We start from the raw sequence: 1582 nt of genomic DNA, 5'->3' as shown, positions 1-1582 counted from the left end.
CTGCCCCCCGCACGCCTGACCCAGCTCAGCTACGACTACGAGACCAAGCGCAGCATCAGCGTCAGCATCCCCACCCACCCCCGCCACCAGCCCTTCCCCGCGGGCCCGCGCGCCCCGCAACTGGAGTGCTACGACTCCCCCGGCCCTGGTGCCTGGGCCAGCGCCGAAGAAGCCCGCCACTACACCGACTGCCAGGTCCAGGCCCGCATGTCGCGGCGCAGCCTGTGGCAAGGCCGCAGCACCGTGCGCACCTTCACCGCCGGGGCGGGCACCCGCTTCCCACTGGTCAACAGCCCGCGCAAGGTCACAGTCCAAGGCCAACCCCAAGACCCCGAGTTCGTCCTGCTGTCCGTCACCAGCATCGGCATCAACAACCTGCCCCGGCCCGCCCAAGAAGATGCAGACCAACGCTTCGGCCTCCTCGGCCAGGTGCTGCAAACCTGCCTGGATGCTTTACAAGCCGAATCCCCCTCCAGCGCCTATACCACCGGCACGACCAGCTACACATTTGAGAGCACCCACTGAAGCTGCGGCCCCTGGTCGACGTGCTCACCCAGGCCTGGGCCAGCGGCTACGCCAACCGCTTCGATGCCATCGCCATCGGACCCGACACCCCGCCCTGGCGCCCGGTGCTGGCCGACGGTACCGGCATGTACCACCGCCCCCGGCCAACAGCCCAGGGCAGCCTCAGCGCCACCGTGGTCGGCCCCAACGGCGAGGTCAACCCCACCCCCGGCCAGGAGCTCTTCACCGACCGCCTGGGCCGCATCCGCATCAAGCTGCACTTCCAGGGCCAGCCCGAGAACCTACAGGGTGAGCCTTCAGCCAGGCCGCTGCCACCCACCGCACCGTGGCCCTGGCCGGGCACATCGGCACCCTGCAAACCAATGCCAGCGCCCTCAACGACCAGGCCGCTGTCTTCAAAGCCCAGCGCATCGCCGCCAGTGGCATGGTCGATGGCCAGAGCCTGCAGACGGCACTGGGCGATGCGGCGGCCAAGGCGACACAGATCGACACGGGCAAAGTCCCGCACAGCAGCGCCGCCACCATCGCCATCACCGCCAAGGCCGGGCTGGGCGTGGTGGCCGGGCAGCATCTCCAGTGGGCCAACGGCGAGACCGCCAGTGCCATGAGCGGGCAAGACAGCCAGTACGTGACCGGGGGCCAGCTGCGGGTGCACACCGGACAGGCGATTGGCATCCTGGCCGGGGCGGTGCAGGCCGGGCCGAATGCCCAGTCAGGCCTGGGCCTGCAACTCATCGCCGCCCAAGATGCCATCGACCTGCAAGCCCAGGCCGACACGCTGAAAGTCCAGGCCAAGGACCTCATCAACGTGGTCAGCGCCAACGCCCACATCGACTGGGCCGCCGCCCAAAGCATCGAGATTGCTACGGCCGGTGGGGCGAATGTGACGATCAGCAGCGCCGGAGTGAAACACACCGCGCCGGGGATGATTCTGGTGAAGGCGGGGGAGAAGGTGTTTGTGGGGCCGGGACGGGTGAGTTACAAGCTGCCGGTGATGCCAGATGCAATGACAAACCCGCTTAAAAGGACGATGGCGTTTTCTCTCAACGCCCTACCG

Annotated in this window: 2 protein-coding genes; both read left to right on the top strand. The window is 68.1% G+C overall.

Annotated features, from left to right (window positions below):
- A partial coding sequence (locus tag AC097L_RS23895) for a contractile injection system protein, VgrG/Pvc8 family (RefSeq protein ID WP_479589223.1) occupies positions 1 to 525 on the top strand: 525 nt, incomplete at its 5' end.
- 325 nt (positions 526 to 850) lie between these two features.
- The coding region (locus tag AC097L_RS23890) for a DUF2345 domain-containing protein (RefSeq protein WP_479589222.1) at positions 851 to 1582 on the top strand (732 nt) is incomplete at its 3' end.

The sequence above is a fragment of the Rhodoferax sp. RT5P35 genome (assembly GCF_056521385.1).
Note: the sequence above shows the minus strand (reverse complement) of the source record. Positions and strands in the feature narration are given on the sequence as shown.